General features: G+C 40.8%; 11 protein-coding genes, 6 tRNA genes and 3 rRNA genes. 18 read left to right on the top strand and 2 right to left on the bottom strand.

Annotated elements, in window-relative coordinates; translation table 11 throughout:
- Positions 1-59 precede the first annotated feature (59 nt).
- From ybgC to DBO93_RS13380, 18 genes are all read left to right on the top strand, one after another.
- Positions 60-470: a tol-pal system-associated acyl-CoA thioesterase gene (gene ybgC / locus DBO93_RS13465; protein WP_108456794.1), complete on the top strand. Its 411-nt coding sequence runs from the start codon at positions 60-62 to the stop codon at positions 468-470.
- Entirely contained in the window at positions 460-1,143 is a 684-nt protein-coding gene (gene tolQ, locus DBO93_RS13460) for a protein TolQ (protein WP_108456793.1), read from the top strand. Before ybgC ends, tolQ begins: the two co-directional genes overlap by 11 nt.
- Positions 1,144-1,157: 14 nt before the next feature.
- Positions 1,158-1,586, top strand: coding sequence for a protein TolR (gene tolR / locus DBO93_RS13455; protein WP_108456792.1), 429 nt, complete (start codon positions 1,158-1,160; stop codon positions 1,584-1,586).
- Positions 1,586-2,482 carry a cell envelope integrity protein TolA gene (tolA, locus tag DBO93_RS13450; protein WP_108456791.1) on the top strand — a complete coding sequence of 299 codons (897 nt, stop codon included), beginning with the start codon at positions 1,586-1,588 and terminating at the stop codon, positions 2,480-2,482. Before tolR ends, tolA begins: the two co-directional genes overlap by 1 nt.
- Before the next feature lie 33 nt (positions 2,483-2,515).
- Positions 2,516-3,862: a Tol-Pal system beta propeller repeat protein TolB gene (gene tolB, locus DBO93_RS13445; RefSeq protein ID WP_108456790.1), complete on the top strand. Its 1,347-nt coding sequence runs from the start codon at positions 2,516-2,518 to the stop codon at positions 3,860-3,862.
- A gap of 44 nt (positions 3,863-3,906) precedes the next feature.
- On the top strand, positions 3,907-4,461 hold the full coding sequence (gene pal, locus DBO93_RS13440; protein WP_108456789.1) for a peptidoglycan-associated lipoprotein Pal: 555 nt from the start codon (positions 3,907-3,909) through the stop codon (positions 4,459-4,461).
- 12 nt (positions 4,462-4,473) lie between these two features.
- Positions 4,474-5,262: a tol-pal system protein YbgF gene (ybgF, locus tag DBO93_RS13435; RefSeq protein WP_108456788.1), complete on the top strand. Its 789-nt coding sequence runs from the start codon at positions 4,474-4,476 to the stop codon at positions 5,260-5,262.
- A 147-nt stretch (positions 5,263-5,409) separates the two neighbouring features.
- Positions 5,410-5,485: transfer RNA gene (locus DBO93_RS13430), tRNA-Lys, on the top strand.
- 45 nt (positions 5,486-5,530) lie between these two features.
- Positions 5,531-5,606: transfer RNA gene (locus DBO93_RS13425), tRNA-Lys, on the top strand.
- Between the two features lie 82 nt (positions 5,607-5,688).
- A tRNA-Lys gene (locus tag DBO93_RS13420) sits at positions 5,689-5,764 on the top strand.
- 201 nt (positions 5,765-5,965) lie between these two features.
- Entirely contained in the window at positions 5,966-7,012 is a 1,047-nt protein-coding gene (nadA, locus tag DBO93_RS13415) for a quinolinate synthase NadA (RefSeq protein WP_108456787.1), read from the top strand.
- 330 nt (positions 7,013-7,342) lie between these two features.
- Positions 7,343-7,430, top strand: a tRNA-Ser gene (locus DBO93_RS13410).
- Between the two features lie 764 nt (positions 7,431-8,194).
- Positions 8,195-9,738, top strand: a 16S ribosomal RNA gene (locus DBO93_RS13405).
- Positions 9,739-9,841: 103 nt separating this feature from the next.
- Positions 9,842-9,917, top strand: a tRNA-Ala gene (locus DBO93_RS13400).
- A 33-nt stretch (positions 9,918-9,950) separates the two neighbouring features.
- Positions 9,951-10,027 (top strand) — tRNA-Ile (locus DBO93_RS13395).
- A 408-nt stretch (positions 10,028-10,435) separates the two neighbouring features.
- Positions 10,436-13,328, top strand: a 23S ribosomal RNA gene (locus DBO93_RS13390).
- 205 nt (positions 13,329-13,533) lie between these two features.
- Positions 13,534-13,648: ribosomal RNA gene (gene rrf, locus DBO93_RS13385) — 5S ribosomal RNA — on the top strand.
- The 16S, 23S and 5S rRNA genes sit together here with 2 tRNA genes alongside, the layout of an rRNA operon.
- Positions 13,649-14,410: 762 nt before the next feature.
- Complete coding sequence (locus DBO93_RS13380; protein WP_108456786.1) at positions 14,411-15,412, top strand: GGDEF domain-containing protein; 1,002 nt, start codon at positions 14,411-14,413, stop codon at positions 15,410-15,412.
- A 403-nt stretch (positions 15,413-15,815) separates the two neighbouring features.
- On the opposite strand, the gene DBO93_RS13375 is transcribed toward DBO93_RS13380, so the two are convergent.
- Complete coding sequence (locus tag DBO93_RS13375) at positions 15,816-16,205, bottom strand: ribosome recycling factor family protein (RefSeq protein ID WP_108456785.1); 390 nt, start codon at positions 16,203-16,205, stop codon at positions 15,816-15,818.
- Positions 16,206-16,260: 55 nt separating this feature from the next.
- Positions 16,261-17,025, bottom strand: a complete 765-nt coding sequence (locus DBO93_RS13370; protein ID WP_108456784.1) for a hypothetical protein — start codon at positions 17,023-17,025, stop codon at positions 16,261-16,263.
- Positions 17,026-17,235: the final 210 nt, after the last annotated feature.

Here is a 17,235-nt window from a genome sequence, read left to right as displayed (position 1 = left end):
GCTTTATCTATTATGATAAGCATCTAAAATTTTATCGCTAGCTAACTTGAATAAATTACATGTCATTACTTAATTTTCAACACAAGGTTCGTGTTTATTATGAAGATACCGATGCCGGTGGTATTGTCTATTACGCTAACTATTTGAAATTCCTTGAACGCGCAAGAACAGAGTGGTTACGCGAGCTTGGTATTAATCAATCAATATTTTTAGAACAAAACATCGGCTTTGTGGTCACAAAGGTTGCGATGGAAAATAAGGCGTCTGCAAAACTCGACGATTTATTAACAATTACGAGCACAATAAGCCGTTTAAAGTCTGCTAGTTTGATTTTTTCGCAACAAATTGTGAATCAGAATCAGATAACGTTATGTACGGCTGAAATTAAAGTAGCCTGTGTTAACCTATCTATCGCTAAACCTTGTATTATCCCCAACAGCATATTAGGAGCATTAAAACGTGTCAGCTGAGATTTCATTTTTTGATTTATTTTTAGAAGCTAGTTTATTAGTTCAACTGGTAATGTTGACCTTATTAGGCTTTTCAATAGCCTCATGGACCATGATATTTCAACGTCGTAAAGTGTTAATAGCAGCAAGAACTCAATTACAAGACTTTGAAGATAAGTTTTGGAGTGGAGCTGATTTAAGTAAGCTTTATAGCGAAGTTTCTGCAAAAGAACATATTGATGGCATTGAAAATCTTTTTGTTTCAGGTTTCCGAGAGTTTGCACGTTTACGAAAATCACATGCTTACGCACCACAAGTTATTGTTGATGGTACTCATCGAGCAATGCGTGTTGCATTATCAAGAGAAGTCGACAGTTTAGAAACTCACTTACCTTTCATGGCAACCGTTGGTTCTATAAGTCCTTATATTGGCTTATTTGGTACCGTATGGGGGATCATGAATTCATTTATTGCTTTAGGTGCTGTTGAACAAGCAACACTTGCAATGGTTGCACCCGGAATTGCTGAGGCACTCATCGCAACGGCAATGGGTTTGTTTGCAGCTATTCCTGCGGTTATGGCATTTAACCGATTTAGCCATAACGTTGAAAAACTTGAAAATAGCTACGGTAATTTTATGGAAGAGTTTGCAAGTATTTTACAACGTCAAACAGCGACAGAGCAACACGGCTAAGGTAGGTATTAACTATGTATAATCGAGTTAGGCGCCGCAAGGTTGCTGAGATAAATGTAGTACCTTATATTGATGTAATGTTAGTGTTGCTGATTATTTTTATGGTAACCGCACCATTAATAACACAAGGCGTTAAAGTAGATTTGCCGCAAGCTGATGCAGAGCCATTAAGCAAAGATATGAAGCCACCTTTAGTTGCATCAGTTGATGCAAAAGGTAATTATTATTTAGCTGTTGGTACCAGTAAAAATGAACCAATGTCGGCACAAGAGGTTGCAACTTTAGTTGCTGCTCATTTAAAAACCGCACCTGACACACCTGTTGTTGTTAATGGTGATGGTGCTGTTTCCTATGATGCCGTGATCCAATTAATGGTTTTATTGCAAAAAGTAGCAGGTGTACCTTCGGTTGGTTTAATGACTGATAGTCCGGAGAGTAAGTAGTGTCACTGAAGGATTCTACCCCGTTAGCGTTAAGTGTTGCGATTCATGTAGGGCTTGCTGTGGTGTTGCTCTGGGGCGATTTTTCAACGCCACCTAAACCAACACCAAGCGCGGTACAAATTGAACCTATTCAAGCGGTACTTGTTGAAAAAAGTACCGTTGATGCACAAATAAATAAGTTAAAAAAGCAAGACGCTGATAAAGCACGCAAGCTTAAAGAACTTGAAGACAGTATTGCCGCGGCTAAAACAAAAAAATTGAACGAAGAAAAACGCATTAAAACGCTTGAGCGTGAAAGAAAGAAAAAAGCACAAGAGAAAAAAGCGACCGATATTGCGGCTAAAAAAGCTAAAGCAAATGCGGCCGATAAACTTCGTAAACAAAAAATACTTGAAAAACAACAAGCTGATGAAGCTGCCGCAAAAGCTAAAGCGGAACGTATAAAAGAAGAAAAAGCTGCTAAAAAAGCGGACGATTTACGTAAAAAGAAAGCAGCGGAACAAAAGCGTAAAGAACAAGAAGCACGTGAGCGTGCGGCTCAGCAAGAGTTAATTGAGCAACAAATGGCTGAAGAAATGGCAAGTCGTCAACAAGCAAGACGCCAACAAATGATGACTGAAATTGGCCGATTTACCGCATTAATAACACAAACGATTAAACGCAATTTAATTACAGATCGTAGTACTATGGAAGGTAAGTCTTGTAAATTAACTATAAGTCTTGCACCATCAGGCTTTGTTACTAATGTAGTTACAGGTCAGGGTGATAGAAGAGTTTGTGAAGCGGCAAAAACAGCTGTTTATAAAGCAGGTACTTTACCCGTATCTAAAGACCCTGAAATATTTCGAGAAATGAGAACAATCAGTTTAACTGTAGCACCTGACAAATTTAATTAAGCTTTTGTATAAATTAGGAAAATAACCAACTCTATGAAAAAAGTAACTTTATTTTTACTATTCTTTGCTTCTTTGTTATCAAAACAAGCCTTAGCAACCCTAGAAATTGTTATCACAGAAGGTATAGATAGCGCTCGACCAATTGCTGTTGTGCCATTCAAATGGACAGGTGTTGGTGTAATGCCAGAGCGTTTATCAAAAGTGATCAGTGATGATTTACTGCGCAGCGGTAAGTTTAATCCCATTAACGAGTCTCGTTTTCCACAAGCCCCTAATGATGATAGTCAAATTGATTATGCTGCATGGGCAAGCGAGGGCGTTGAAGCTGTTGTCATTGGTGAGGTTAGTGAAACCTCAATAGGTCGTTATAAAATTAAATATCAGCTTGTTGACGTTATTCGTGGACAAGTGACTGGCGGCGAAACTCAAATGTTAAGTAACGGCGAGTTAGTTGGCACCTCTGATCATATACTTGATGAAAGCACGGTAGAAGTCGGAGCCGACCAATTTCGTCGCTATGCTCACCGTATTAGTGATGTTGTTTATGAAAAACTGACAGGGACACGCGGCGCATTTTTAACAAAAATTGCCTACGTTATTGTTCGTGATGAAGGTGAATACCCATATCAGTTAGTGGTTGCTGATTATGATGGTTTTAACGAACATGTTTTATTAAGCTCTAGAGAACCTTTAATGTCACCTGCTTGGCATCCAAGTGGTAACCAATTAGCTTATGTAACGTTTGAAAACAGACAAGCACAAATTCATATTATTGACATATACTCTGGACAACGTAATTTAATCAGTTCGTTTGAAGGTATTAACAGTGCTCCAAAATGGTCACCTGATGGTAAAAGTTTAGCAATGGTATTATCCAAAGATGGTAATCCAGAACTTTATGTTATGAATGTTGCAACTAAAAAATTGCGTCGCATAACGCGTCATCGTGCTATTGATACAGAACCAAGCTGGACACCAGATGGTAATTCATTAATATTTAGTTCAGAACGTGGTGGAAAAGCGCAGTTATATCGCGTAAATTTAGTCGATGGCAAAGTTAGAAGGCTAACATTTGACGGCGAAATGAATCTAGGTGGCTCATTAACACCAGACGGTCGACAATTAGTGATGGTAAATCGCACACGCGGCAAGTATCATCTAGCCAAACAAGAATTTGATTCTGGGATTTTCCAAGTGTTAACATCAACACGCTTAGATGAGTCCCCTAGTATTTCACCTAACGGTGGTATGATTATTTATAGTACTTTACACAATAACCGTCAGGTACTAAGTTTAGTTTCCGTAGATGGAAGGTTTAAGGCAAGATTGCCAGCACTTAATGGCGAAGTGAAGTCACCTTCATGGTCACCATTTTTATAATAAATATTAATAACTTTAATTTATAAATAATAAGGACACATAAAATGCGCTTTAATAAAACAGTAAAAGCCTTAGCAGTTGTTTTACCTATCATGGCTTTATCAGCTTGTAGTTCGTCTGACACAGCTAGTGAAGATGCTAGTGCAATGCAGAATAACCAAGCTGCTATGGCAGAACAAAAAGCTCGTGACGATGCAGAGCGTGTAAAAGTTGAAGCAATGCAACGTGCTGACGCTATTGAAGCTAAAAAACGTCAAGAAATTGAAAAGCTTCGTTCAGAACATATCGTTTACTTTGATTTTGATAAATCTTCAGTAAGTGGTGACTTTGCTGCGATTCTTGAAGCGCATGCAAAATTTCTTAACGAAAACTCTAATGTAAATGTATTAATTGAAGGCCATGCAGATGAGCGCGGTACACCTGAATACAACATTGCATTAGGCGAGCGTCGTGCAAAATCGATTGAAACGTTTTTAGAAAACATGGGCGTTTCAGCTTCACAACTTAGTACAGTTAGCTACGGTGAAGAAAAGCCAATGGTTAAAGATCGTAGCGAAGGCGCGTTTGCTAAAAACCGTCGTGCAGTATTGGTCTATTAATCAGGTAATTAAATGAAACCCAATAGTATTCTATTCGGGATGTCGTTTGCTGTTGCTGCCAATTTGGCAGTAGCAGCTGAACCTGCTCCTGTTATTGAAATTAACGCAGGCACGTCCACTAGTGGTGCCAAATCAAGCTTAAGTGATCAGCTTGTTAGTCTTGAGCGTAAGCTTGATGCCCGTAACCGTGCGCAAGTCAATGTACAAAGACAGCTTGATGAGTTACAAAATGAAGTTAATGAACTACGTGGCATTACAGAGTTACACACCTATCAGTTAAGTCAGGTACTTGATCGTCAACGTGAGTTGTATCAAGAGCTTGATCGTCGAGTCTCTGAAGCGTTAAAGCCCGCGAATCAAATACCGGCAACAATTAGTGCAGCTTCAACTGGTTCTGGCCAGGCAAATTACAGTAATAATTTAACTGAAAATGAAGCCTATGATCGCGCTGTGAATATGGTCTTAAAAGATAAACGTTATGAACAAGCTATTCCAGAGTTTGAAGCGTTCAATCAAAGGTACCCTAACTCAAGTTATGCAGCCAATGCACATTATTGGTTAGGTCAACTATTGTTTAATAAAGGCGAATTAGGCAAAGCACGTCAAGAATTTGATGTTGTCGTGAATAATTATCCTGATTCTAGTAAACGTAGTGACGCAATGTTGAAGCTTGCAATGGTTGAACAAAAAGAAAATAACCAAGATAAAGCGATTGCGGTATATAAGAAACTCATGGCAGAGTATCCAAATTCTAGTGCAGCAAAACTTGCACAACCAAGATTAAAAAACTTAAAACCATAATTATTGCTGATAACTTGCACGCTTTGCTGACTTTTTGTTCGAACAAACAATAAAGTTGGAAAAAGGGGAAGATTGTTGTTGCACTTAAAAAAATTATGAGTATTATATGCCCCGCGTTGACCAAGTAGGACAACGCAAAACAAATACCGGTCGTTAGCTCAGTTGGTAGAGCAGTTGGCTTTTAACCAATTTGTCGAAGGTTCAAATCCTTCACGACCGACCACTTTTACCAATGAAGTGTTTGGGTATTTGTTTTTGAAGTATATATCGGTCGTTAGCTCAGTTGGTAGAGCAGTTGGCTTTTAACCAATTTGTCGAAGGTTCAAATCCTTCACGACCGACCACTTTTCTTAATATGTTATTAAGTATAAGTGATAAAGAAATTCGCAGCTTGCAATTTCGTTCTAAAAATTAAAAGTAGTTTATCGGTCGTTAGCTCAGTTGGTAGAGCAGTTGGCTTTTAACCAATTTGTCGAAGGTTCAAATCCTTCACGACCGACCACTTTTAATCATCATATTTATCTACAATACCTCCAAGTATTCGAACACCACTCTAATTTAATATTACTCAATAATATTTAACCTCACTGAATCATTATTACTTAGCTTAATCAGATCTACTCTTAGGCATATTCATAGTACACTTTTATTCTTCTATACCTTATAATTCTCACGTTTTTTAAGGTACTCATTGAGAATACATATGACCCAAGCAAATTTAGCCGTTGACTTTGACTTTCAATTTCCGAAAAAGCCTACTCCTTTAAGTGATGTAGAGCGTGAAGAGTATAAAGCACGTATCAAGATATTATTGAAAGAAAAAAACGCTGTGCTTGTCGCGCATTACTATACTGATCCTGAAATTCAAGCATTAGCAGAAGAAACAGGTGGTTGTGTTGCTGACTCATTAGAAATGGCAAGATTTGGTAACCACCATCCCGCAGATACACTTATCGTCGCTGGTGTTCGCTTTATGGGAGAGACAGCTAAAGTACTTACGCCTGAAAAGACAGTAGTAATGCCAACATTGGAGGCTACGTGTTCGCTTGACTTAGGCTGTCCAATTGAAGAGTTTAATGCTTTTTGTGATCAACACCCAGACCGAACTGTTGTTGTTTATGCTAATACATCTACTGCTGTTAAAGCCCGAGCTGATTGGATAGTAACATCGTCATGTGCTTTAGAAATTGTTGAACACCTTGATGACTTAGGTGAGAAAATAATTTGGGGCCCAGATCGTCACCTAGGCGCATATATTGAGAAGCAAACTGGTGCTGATATGCTAATGTGGCAAGGAGCATGTATTGTTCATGACGAGTTTAAAACCAAAGCTCTAATAGACATGAAGGCGCTTCATCCAGATGCCGCTGTACTTGTCCACCCCGAGTCACCTGCAGAGATAATTGATCTTGCTGACTCAGTAGGTTCTACCAGCCAATTAATTAAAGCGGCGCAAGAACTCCCAAATAAAAAATTCATTGTGGCTACTGATCGCGGCATTTTTTACAAAATGCAGCAGTTATGTCCTGATAAAGAGTTTTTTGAAGCACCTACCGCAGGTGAAGGCGCTACTTGTAAAAGTTGTGCACATTGTCCTTGGATGGCAATGAATGGTTTGAAGGAAATTGAACAAGCATTATTAAACCCTGAAGGTCGAGAGGTGTTTGTTGATATGAAACTGCGTACAGGTGCACTGAAATCACTTGATCGCATGTTGAACTTTAATGCTGAGTTGAATAAGAATAAGTAAACTTAATACCGGTTGTGTGTTAAATAAGCAACTGCTTGTATTTTGGTTAAATTAAGTTGCGTTATGAAGTTTATTTTCCTAACATAGCCCAGCTCAGTACATAGAGCTCAGTACATAGAGCTCAGTACATAGAGCTCAGTACATAGAGCTCAGTACATAGAGCTCAGTACATAGAGCTCAGTACATAGAGCTCAGTACATAGAAAGATATATGGTGAGGTGTCCGAATGGCCGCCAAGTTGAGTTAACACGCCTAGCGTGTTCAGCGGCTAAATTCCCAGACCGTGCAGATAGCACGTAAAAATATCAATGTTTATGTTTTATGTTTTTTGGTGAGGTGTCCGAGTGGCCGAAGGAGCACGCCTGGAAAGTGTGTAAGGCGCAAGCCTTCGAGGGTTCGAATCCCTCCCTCACCGCCATATAAGAAGCAATGTCTATATTGCCAAGCAAAGCCGCTAGTTATCTAGCGGCTTTTTTTGTGACTAGATACTTTAGTAGAACTTCTTAATTATAATGGTTTTAGCGCAATTCAATGTACTTTATGATGCATATTCAATCATCTTGTATAATTAAAAAGCAAACAAACACATTTTAGAAATTAAATGCACTTTAGGTGTTGACGTGAGGTCAAAAATCTCTAAAATGCGCTCCAGTTCCAAGGGGTCACCCCAACGAACTGTTTTAATAAGTTATCTAGCGCGGTTTAGGCTGAATTGGTTAACTTAACGTTTTAAAGAGAGGTTTTGAAAGTTTTAAAAACTTTTAAAATAAATTCAAATAAAACGTTGACATTAAAACTGAGTTGCGTAGAATGCGCATCTCGCTTCAGGCAAGGCCTGCAGCAACGAAGCAAAGCGAATGAGATTTTGTTTCGGTTAGTTTTTTACTTCGAGTATCAACTAACGTTCTTTAACAATTAGTTATCATGCAATTTGTGTGGACACTCACATTAACGTTGATTTTACATAGTTACCTATTTCTTCGGAAAGAACGTAACAAAAAAACAGCTTAATATGATGTCACACAAAAAATAAGTATCATTTAGGTCTTCGGATTTAAATATACGTTTTATGTAGTTACTTTCTTCTTTAGTCGGATAGAGAGTGACACGACAGAATTCATTGAGCAGATGTCTTTTCTTGGTTAACTTCGGTTAGTTAAGGTGAGCATCACAAACGATTTTTAATTGAAGAGTTTGATCATGGCTCAGATTGAACGCTGGCGGCAGGCTTAACACATGCAAGTCGAGCGGAAACGAGAATAGCTTGCTATTCGGCGTCGAGCGGCGGACGGGTGAGTAATGCTTGGGAATATGCCTTTGAGTGGGGGACAACAGTTGGAAACGACTGCTAATACCGCATAACGTCTACGGACCAAAGGGGGGACGCTTCGGCACCTCTCGCTCATTGATTAGCCCAAGTGAGATTAGCTAGTTGGTAAGGTAATGGCTTACCAAGGCGACGATCTCTAGCTGGTTTGAGAGGATGATCAGCCACACTGGGACTGAGACACGGCCCAGACTCCTACGGGAGGCAGCAGTGGGGAATATTGCACAATGGGCGAAAGCCTGATGCAGCCATGCCGCGTGTGTGAAGAAGGCCTTCGGGTTGTAAAGCACTTTCAGCGAGGAGGAAAGGTTAGTAGTTAATAACTGCTAGCTGTGACGTTACTCGCAGAAGAAGCACCGGCTAACTTCGTGCCAGCAGCCGCGGTAATACGAGGGGTGCAAGCGTTAATCGGAATTACTGGGCGTAAAGCGTGCGTAGGTGGTTTGTTAAGCAAGATGTGAAAGCCCTGGGCTCAACCTGGGAACTGCATTTTGAACTGGCAAGCTAGAGTTTTGTAGAGGGTAGTGGAATTTCCAGTGTAGCGGTGAAATGCGTAGAGATTGGAAGGAACATCAGTGGCGAAGGCGGCTACCTGGACAAAGACTGACACTGAGGCACGAAAGCGTGGGGAGCAAACAGGATTAGATACCCTGGTAGTCCACGCCGTAAACGATGTCAACTAGCCGTCTGTAGACTTGATCTGTGGGTGGCGTAGCTAACGCGCTAAGTTGACCGCCTGGGGAGTACGGCCGCAAGGTTAAAACTCAAATGAATTGACGGGGGCCCGCACAAGCGGTGGAGCATGTGGTTTAATTCGATGCAACGCGAAGAACCTTACCATCCCTTGACATCCAGAGAAGAGACTAGAGATAGACTTGTGCCTTCGGGAACTCTGTGACAGGTGCTGCATGGCTGTCGTCAGCTCGTGTTGTGAAATGTTGGGTTAAGTCCCGCAACGAGCGCAACCCCTATCCTTATTTGCCAGCGCGTAGTGGCGGGAACTCTAAGGAGACTGCCGGTGATAAACCGGAGGAAGGTGGGGACGACGTCAAGTCATCATGGCCCTTACGGGATGGGCTACACACGTGCTACAATGGCAAGTACAGAGGGCAGCAATACCGCGAGGTGGAGCGAATCCCACAAAGCTTGTCGTAGTCCGGATTGGAGTCTGCAACTCGACTCCATGAAGTCGGAATCGCTAGTAATCGTAGATCAGAATGCTACGGTGAATACGTTCCCGGGCCTTGTACACACCGCCCGTCACACCATGGGAGTGGGTTGCAAAAGAAGTGGCTAGTTTAACCCTTCGGGGAGGACGGTCACCACTTTGTGATTCATGACTGGGGTGAAGTCGTAACAAGGTAACCCTAGGGGAACCTGGGGTTGGATCACCTCCTTATCTTGAAGTAAAGCAGCTTAATGGAAACCTCGGTTTCAGAGTGTCTACACAAATTACATGATAACAAATTAGAAGAAGAAAACGTAAAACCCTAGCATAATAAGGGGCTATAGCTCAGCTGGGAGAGCGCCTGCCTTGCACGCAGGAGGTCAGCAGTTCGATCCTGCTTAGCTCCACCACTTATTATGTAGTATCGATTTTTGATGCGATGCAGGTCTGTAGCTCAGCTGGTTAGAGCGCACCCCTGATAAGGGTGAGGTCGGCAGTTCAAGTCTGCCCAGACCTACCAATTCTTCTTCATAAAGAAAGAGACCAAACTTAAACTATCTCAAGTTGATAAGTTAAGTTTGGTTTTTTAAACCAAGATTTATACCGAATGCGCGTATGAATTTAGTTCTTTAACAATCTGGAAAGCTGATATAAATACCGGTATTTATATGACAAACACGGTGTCGCGCTGTTGTTTGTAAATTATAAATACCAAGCTGTTATTAACGGGAATATCGCCTGTTAATGATGGTGATTACGGTTCCTCCTCGGAAACGTAATCAACCCGGTAGTAAATTTACTTTTACGAGTTAAATTTATTACCACTCTTATTCAAGACACACTTTGTGTGCGTGAAAATGTCAGACTTTACAATTGAGCGGGTTTTGTCACCTGCTTGTACCAAATAGGAAACTACTTGGGGTTGTATGGTTAAGTGACTAAGCGTATGTGGTGGATGCCTTGGCAGTTAGAGGCGATGAAGGACGTGTTAATCTGCGAAAAGCTTTGGTGAGGTGATAAAAACCGTTATAGCCAAAGATGTCCGAATGGGGAAACCCACCCAAGGTAACTTGGGTATCATTAAGTGAATACATAGCTTAATGAGGCGAACCGGGAGAACTGAAACATCTAAGTACCCCGAGGAAAAGAAATCAACCGAGATTTCGTTAGTAGCGGCGAGCGAACGCGAATTAGCCCTTAAGTGGTTTGTAAGTTAGTGGAATCTACTGGAAAGTAGAGCGATACAGGGTGATAGCCCCGTACACGAAAATAAACTTATCATGAAATCGAGTAGGTCGGCACACGTGAAACGTTGACTGAACATGGGGGGACCATCCTCCAAGGCTAAATACTCCTAACTGACCGATAGTGAACCAGTACCGTGAGGGAAAGGCGAAAAGAACCCCTGTGAGGGGAGTGAAATAGAACCTGAAACCGCATACGTACAAGCAGTGAGAGCCGGATTTAGTCCGGTGATTGCGTACCTTTTGTATAATGGGTCAGCGACTTATATTCTGTAGCAAGGTTAACCGAATAGGGGAGCCGTAGCGAAAGCGAGTGTTAACTGCGCGTTTAGTTGCAGGGTATAGACCCGAAACCCGGCGATCTACCCATGGGCAGGTTGAAGGTTGAGTAACATCAACTGGAGGACCGAACACACGTATGTTGAAAAATGCGGTGATGACTTGTGGGTCGGAGTGAAAGGCTAATCAAGCCGGGAGATAGCTGGTTCTCCCCGAAATCTATTTAGGTAGAGCCTCGCACGAACACCATTGGGGGTAGAGCACTGTTAAGGCTAGGGGGTCATCCCGACTTACCAACCCTTTGCAAACTCCGAATACCAATGAGTGATATGCGGGAGACACACTACGGGTGCTAACGTCCGTTGTGAAGAGGGAAACAACCCAGACCGCCAGCTAAGGTCCCAAAGTACTAGTTAAGTGGGAAACGATGTGGAAAGGCATAGACAGCTAGGAGGTTGGCTTAGAAGCAGCCATCCTTTAAAGAAAGCGTAATAGCTCACTAGTCGAGTCGGTCTGCGCGGAAGATGTAACGGGGCTAAACTAGTCACCGAAGCTGCGGATTTGTTCTTAGGAACAAGTGGTAGGGGAGCGTTCTGTAAGCCGTTGAAGGTGAGTTGTAAAGCTTGCTGGAGGTATCAGAAGTGCGAATGCTGACATGAGTAACGATAAGGGGAGTGAAAAACTCCCCCGCCGAAAGACCAAGGTTTCCTGTCCCATGTTAATCAGGGCAGGGTAAGTCGGCCCCTAAGGCGAGGCGGAAACGCGTAGTCGATGGGAAACAGATTAATATTTCTGTACTTCTATATATTGCGAAGGAGGGACGGAGTAGGCTAGGTGAGCACGGCGTTGGTAGTCCGTGTGAAAGTATGTAGGCGGTTGTCTTAGGTAAATCCGGGACTTCATTCAACGCTGAGATACGAGACGAGACTCTACGGAGTTGAAGTCATTGATGCCATGCTTCCAGGAAAAGCTTCTAAGCTTCAGATATATAGGAACCGTACCCCAAACCGACACAGGTGGTTAGGTAGAGAATACTAAGGCGCTTGAGAGAACTCGGGTGAAGGAACTAGGCAAAATAGTACCGTAACTTCGGGAGAAGGTACGCTCTCTCGTGTGAATCCCTTGCGGAGTAAGCACAGGAGAGTCGAAGTAACCAGGTGGCTGGAACTGTTTATTAAAAACACAGCACTGTGCAAAATCGAAAGATGACGTATACGGTGTGACGCCTGCCCGGTGCCGGAAGGTTAATTGATTGGGTTATCTTCGGAGAAGCTCATGATCGAAGCCCCGGTAAACGGCGGCCGTAACTATAACGGTCCTAAGGTAGCGAAATTCCTTGTCGGGTAAGTTCCGACCTGCACGAATGGCGTAATCATGGCCACACTGTCTCCACCCGAGACTCAGTGAAATTGAAATTGCGGTTAAGATGCCGTATACCCGCGGCTAGACGGAAAGACCCCGTGAACCTTTACTATAGCTTGACAGTGAACATTGCTCCTACATGTGTAGGATAGGTGGGAGGCTTTGAAACCGTGTCGCCAGATGCGGTGGAGCCAACCTTGAAATACCACCCTTGTATGCGTGATGTTCTAACCTAGGGCCCTTATCGGGCTTGGGGACACTGTCTGGTGGGTAGTTTGACTGGGGCGGTCTCCTCCTAAAGAGTAACGGAGGAGCACGAAGGTTGGCTAAGTACGGTCGGACATCGTACGGTTAGTGCAATGGCATAAGCCAGCTTAACTGCGAGACAGACACGTCGAGCAGGTACGAAAGTAGGTCATAGTGATCCGGTGGTTCTGTATGGAAGGGCCATCGCTCAACGGATAAAAGGTACTCCGGGGATAACAGGCTGATACCGCCCAAGAGTTCATATCGACGGCGGTGTTTGGCACCTCGATGTCGGCTCATCACATCCTGGGGCTGAAGTCGGTCCCAAGGGTATGGCTGTTCGCCATTTAAAGTGGTACGCGAGCTGGGTTTAGAACGTCGTGAGACAGTTCGGTCCCTATCTGCCGTGGGCGTTTGAGAATTGAAGAGGGCTGCTCCTAGTACGAGAGGACCGGAGTGGACGAACCGCTGGTGTTCGGGTTGTTATGCCAATAGCATTGCCCGGTAGCTACGTTCGGAACTGATAACCGCTGAAAGCATCTAAGCGGGAAGCAGGCTTTGAGATGAGTTCTCACTGGAGCTTTAAGCTCCCTAAAGGGTCGTTGGAGACTACAACGTTGATAGGTTGGGTGTGGAAGTGCTGCGAGGCATTGAGCTAACCAATACTAATTACCCGTGAGGCTTAACCATACAACACCCAAGTGGTTTTGTTGTATGAAGTTTGACAAAAAGTGTAGGAATACACACATCACGCATGACAATTGTGTGAATAAGAGAAGCGTCGTTCTTTGGCATCCATGCCAACACGACATTAGTGCATCCGTGCACGTCAAAACGTATTTATTATCATTGAGACACGTCTTAATGAACGGCTTTCAAGATTGTACCCTTTTTGTCTAGCGACAATAGCGACATGGCCCCACCTGATCCCATTCCGAACTCAGAAGTGAAACGTGTTAGCGCCGATGGTAGTGTGGGAGTTCCCATGTGAGAGTAGGACATTGCTAGGCTTCTATTTAGAAGAGCCCGTTACGAAAGTGACGGGCTTTTTGCTGTCTGGTGTTTTAAAAAATACAGTGATGAAAGTATTGTGACAACAGTAGTGTGACTTATATAAGTTAAGCCCATGTGAGGTCTTTCCTGCACATCCATGTGCTCAAGACATTAGTATCTCGTATACGTCAGTAAGACACTGCTAGGCTTCTATTTAGAAGAGCCCGATTCGAAAGAGTCGGGCTTTTTGCTGTCTGGAATTTATAAACTAAAACTCGTGCATGAAACGTATTAGCGCCGGTGATCAATAACGTATTTGGGCCTATACTAGAGTACCCTTTACTGTCTGTATCTGTGGCGATAGCTTGTTCATAAAGCCTATTTTGATAGTGTCCTTTCAAATATTTGATAATAGCACCATAGCTTGTCTTATTATCTATCTCATAGAAGATTTGTAGGGGGCAATCCAATGACTTAACATCAACTATTCTTTTTAAATTTATATTTTAAAAACTAAAACAAGGTTTGTGCCAGCAAATTTACGTTGGGTACTATGCGAGTATTTGTAGTTATAAAAAGTTAGCTATAGCTAATGTATTATTGATAAATCAGTTTCAAAATTTAGTTAATAGTTGCTGATGTTGAAATTTCGTATTTTATTACTTGTTGTACGATATTAATTTAGATATTGTTAGCTATGTTAGTAACACATTCTTTACGGTTAATATGTGTTGTTAAAAATAATAATAATAAAATATATCGACTCTTAAGGAGCGCTTGTGCTTATTAAAGATAGTTTTGATGAGGCACTGAAGATCAGTGAATCAACTAACGAATTTTTATCTCATTATCAAATACCACCCAGTCCAGTAAATTACTCTGTTATATATCTACACGCTAGTAAGCGTAATGATAAACTAAGCGCAGAGCTTGAAAGGCATGTTCAGACCTTCCAGGGAGTTGACTTAACATTTATTGAAGGTTTATTTGAAAAATATATTTCTAACTCTCACGCTATCGATAAGCAAATACTCGACCCTATAGAGAAGTCATTAACGGCAACGCTTGAAAAGATCAATTTGCAAGTCGACAGCGATAAAACAGTAGCTTCAAATCTTAAAAAAGCTGAGAAAGCACTTACTAAACATGAATACCATAAATCTATGCAAAATATTGTTTCTTTTTTAATGAACAATATAACTGCTTCTCAACAGCAGCATAGTGATCTTTCACTTGAATTGACAAGAGCTTGTGGCGAAGTAAGCTTTTTAAAAGCAAAACTTGAAGCCGCACGTCATGAAGCTATTGTCGATTCCTTAACTGGTTTATATAACCGCCGTGGCTGTGATATTAAATTAAAAGAATTAGATATTGATCAAGTTCACTCGTCGTTGGCAATTGATATCGACCACTTTAAAAATGTGAATGATCAGTTTGGACATTTTATTGGCGACAAAGTTATTCAACGTATTGCAAAGGTTATTAAATCTACAATTTCAGATCAAGATATTGCGGTTCGGTTTGGTGGTGAAGAGTTTATCGTTGTTATGGTCAATAAAACCATGTCACAGGCGCATGAAGTAGCAGAGAAAATAAGACTAGCAATATCACAATTAAAGTTAATGCAGCGTGACTCTAAAGCTTATTTACCTAAAATTTCTGTTTCGATTGGTATTGCTCAACGACAAGATGAATTAAATTGGACCGATGTATTTGAACAAGCTGATACTGCTTTGTACCAAGCTAAAAACAATGGTAGGAATAGAAGCGTGTGTTTATAAATATATTATATATTTGTTAAATTTAGCCCGTTATATTTACCTGTAAAATGACAGTGGAACGTCAATAACTTATTCGATGAACATTACTAACTTCCCCGCACACATATAAAACACTGTTTAAACTTCTAATACTTAACCTCTCTATAATTACAGCCTATAAAGCTTACCTTTATCTGTGTTGAACAGTACAAAGCTTTTTATTTAACATGACGAGGAGTATGCGTTGGTGTTAGAACATTTTAGTTGGCTAATTTATAAATTCAGATACAAACAGTTATTGTCATCTCTACATAGCTTTTGTTAAAGCTGCTATTAGAAGGATGATAATTTTGTAGTCAAAGGGATTGGTCGCTTTATCGTTTTGCTTTTAATTAAAAAGTTACAGTGCAAGTCAGGTGAAAACTTATAGCGTACTATCACCAAATTCTAAAATATCTATTACTTTTCTAGCTTCAGCAATAGTGCAGTCAGTGCGTTGCATTAACTCTGAAATGGTAATGCCGGGTTTCTTTTGAGCAATAGCTAACAGCATATCTAAACCTAAGTTTTTACGTTGTTTTGATATATGTACTGCTACCCATTGCCAACTAACTTCTTCACTTTGCTCAATGAGATAAACCGTTTGTTCAAGTTGCTCGAATGTCGCTTTTAATTGCCAATTTCGAGAACGACCAATACGGTTAAGCTCACAACCTTGCGCTCTAATCAATGATTTAAGGGCATAGGCTTTTAATACACGTCGTAAAAAAGACGGCAAAGTTATGTAGGGAATATTATTTTTAGGTGTTTTCATTATTATCTAAAAGCAAAAAACCAACATTGTTGTTGGTTTTATTTAGGTGTATTGATTACCATTTTTTCTTTGGTTGAAATAATAAATCTAAATCATCTTCTTCAGATTTTGCCTTTTTAGCGGCATCTTTGGCATTAGTGTTTTTTAAAGCAGAGGTTATCTCTTCAAGTACACTTGAAATTTCTTGTCTTTTAATTGTGCAATATTCAGTTTGGATAGGGTTATCAGCGATTGTTTGTAATGCTTTCTCCAAGTACTGTCTCGAAGAGCCTAACATTTCTTTTTGGTAAGCGATCATGCCACGTTTTTGCAATGTTTCTACACCAATTTTAAGTTGCATTGCTGATAACTTATTATCTTCTTGGGTAAAGGTTTGTGGATCTAAATTTCCTTTAGACTGTTCAGACTTTAATGTTAGACGTAATTTCTTTATGCATTGTAATACGCCAACAAGTTGCTGTTCACTGTCAGGTAAAGTAAAACTTTGCTCACTTGCTGCTTCACTGGTATTTGTCTTACTGGCACTAACTCTTGTTTCCATTTCTTTAATACGCGTAAGTAGTTGTTTATTTTCTGGCAATATTGCTGCCATTGCTTTTGTCGCATTAAGACTTCGAGTATTAAGTATCGTTACTAAGTTAGGGTTGTTTGGCAAGTTTGCAATGCTAAGAAGTAACTCTTCTGTTTCATCTATAATGGCTTTTTGTTTCGCTGCTTTTCCACGTTGTTCTTGCTCAATTTTTTCTTTATGCTGCTGTATTGCACTCACTACCACGACAATGATAATTAAAGCGATAATTAAAGCGATGATAATGCCCATGTTTAATACTCTATTTTATAAAAAATATAAATTCTAATACGGCAGTTTACAAAAATTGTTAGGTGAAGCAAAGCACAAAGCGTTTTCTTTTTTTTATTTTAACTTATTGGCCTGTTCGTTATATTTTCCTGACTCATTTCAAGGCACAAATTAATGCATAAATGGGCGATTAGCAGATTATTTCCTCAAAATTTCAAAATAATATGGAAT

Source organism: Colwellia sp. Arc7-D (assembly GCF_003061515.1).
Taxonomy (GTDB): Bacteria; Pseudomonadota; Gammaproteobacteria; order Enterobacterales; family Alteromonadaceae; genus Cognaticolwellia.
Note: the sequence above shows the minus strand (reverse complement) of the source record. Positions and strands in the feature narration are given on the sequence as shown.

Coding starts and splice junctions, on each gene's coding strand:
- ybgC (WP_108456794.1), top strand. CDS start 60: ATGTCATTACTTAATTTTCAACACAAGGTTCGTGTTTATTATGAAGAT.
- tolR (WP_108456792.1), top strand. CDS start 1,158: ATGTATAATCGAGTTAGGCGCCGCAAGGTTGCTGAGATAAATGTAGTA.
- tolB (WP_108456790.1), top strand. CDS start 2,516: ATGAAAAAAGTAACTTTATTTTTACTATTCTTTGCTTCTTTGTTATCA.
- pal (WP_108456789.1), top strand. CDS start 3,907: ATGCGCTTTAATAAAACAGTAAAAGCCTTAGCAGTTGTTTTACCTATC.
- ybgF (WP_108456788.1), top strand. CDS start 4,474: ATGAAACCCAATAGTATTCTATTCGGGATGTCGTTTGCTGTTGCTGCC.
- nadA (WP_108456787.1), top strand. CDS start 5,966: ATGACCCAAGCAAATTTAGCCGTTGACTTTGACTTTCAATTTCCGAAA.
- DBO93_RS13375 (WP_108456785.1), bottom strand. CDS start 16,205: ATGAAAACACCTAAAAATAATATTCCCTACATAACTTTGCCGTCTTTT.
- DBO93_RS13370 (WP_108456784.1), bottom strand. CDS start 17,025: ATGGGCATTATCATCGCTTTAATTATCGCTTTAATTATCATTGTCGTG.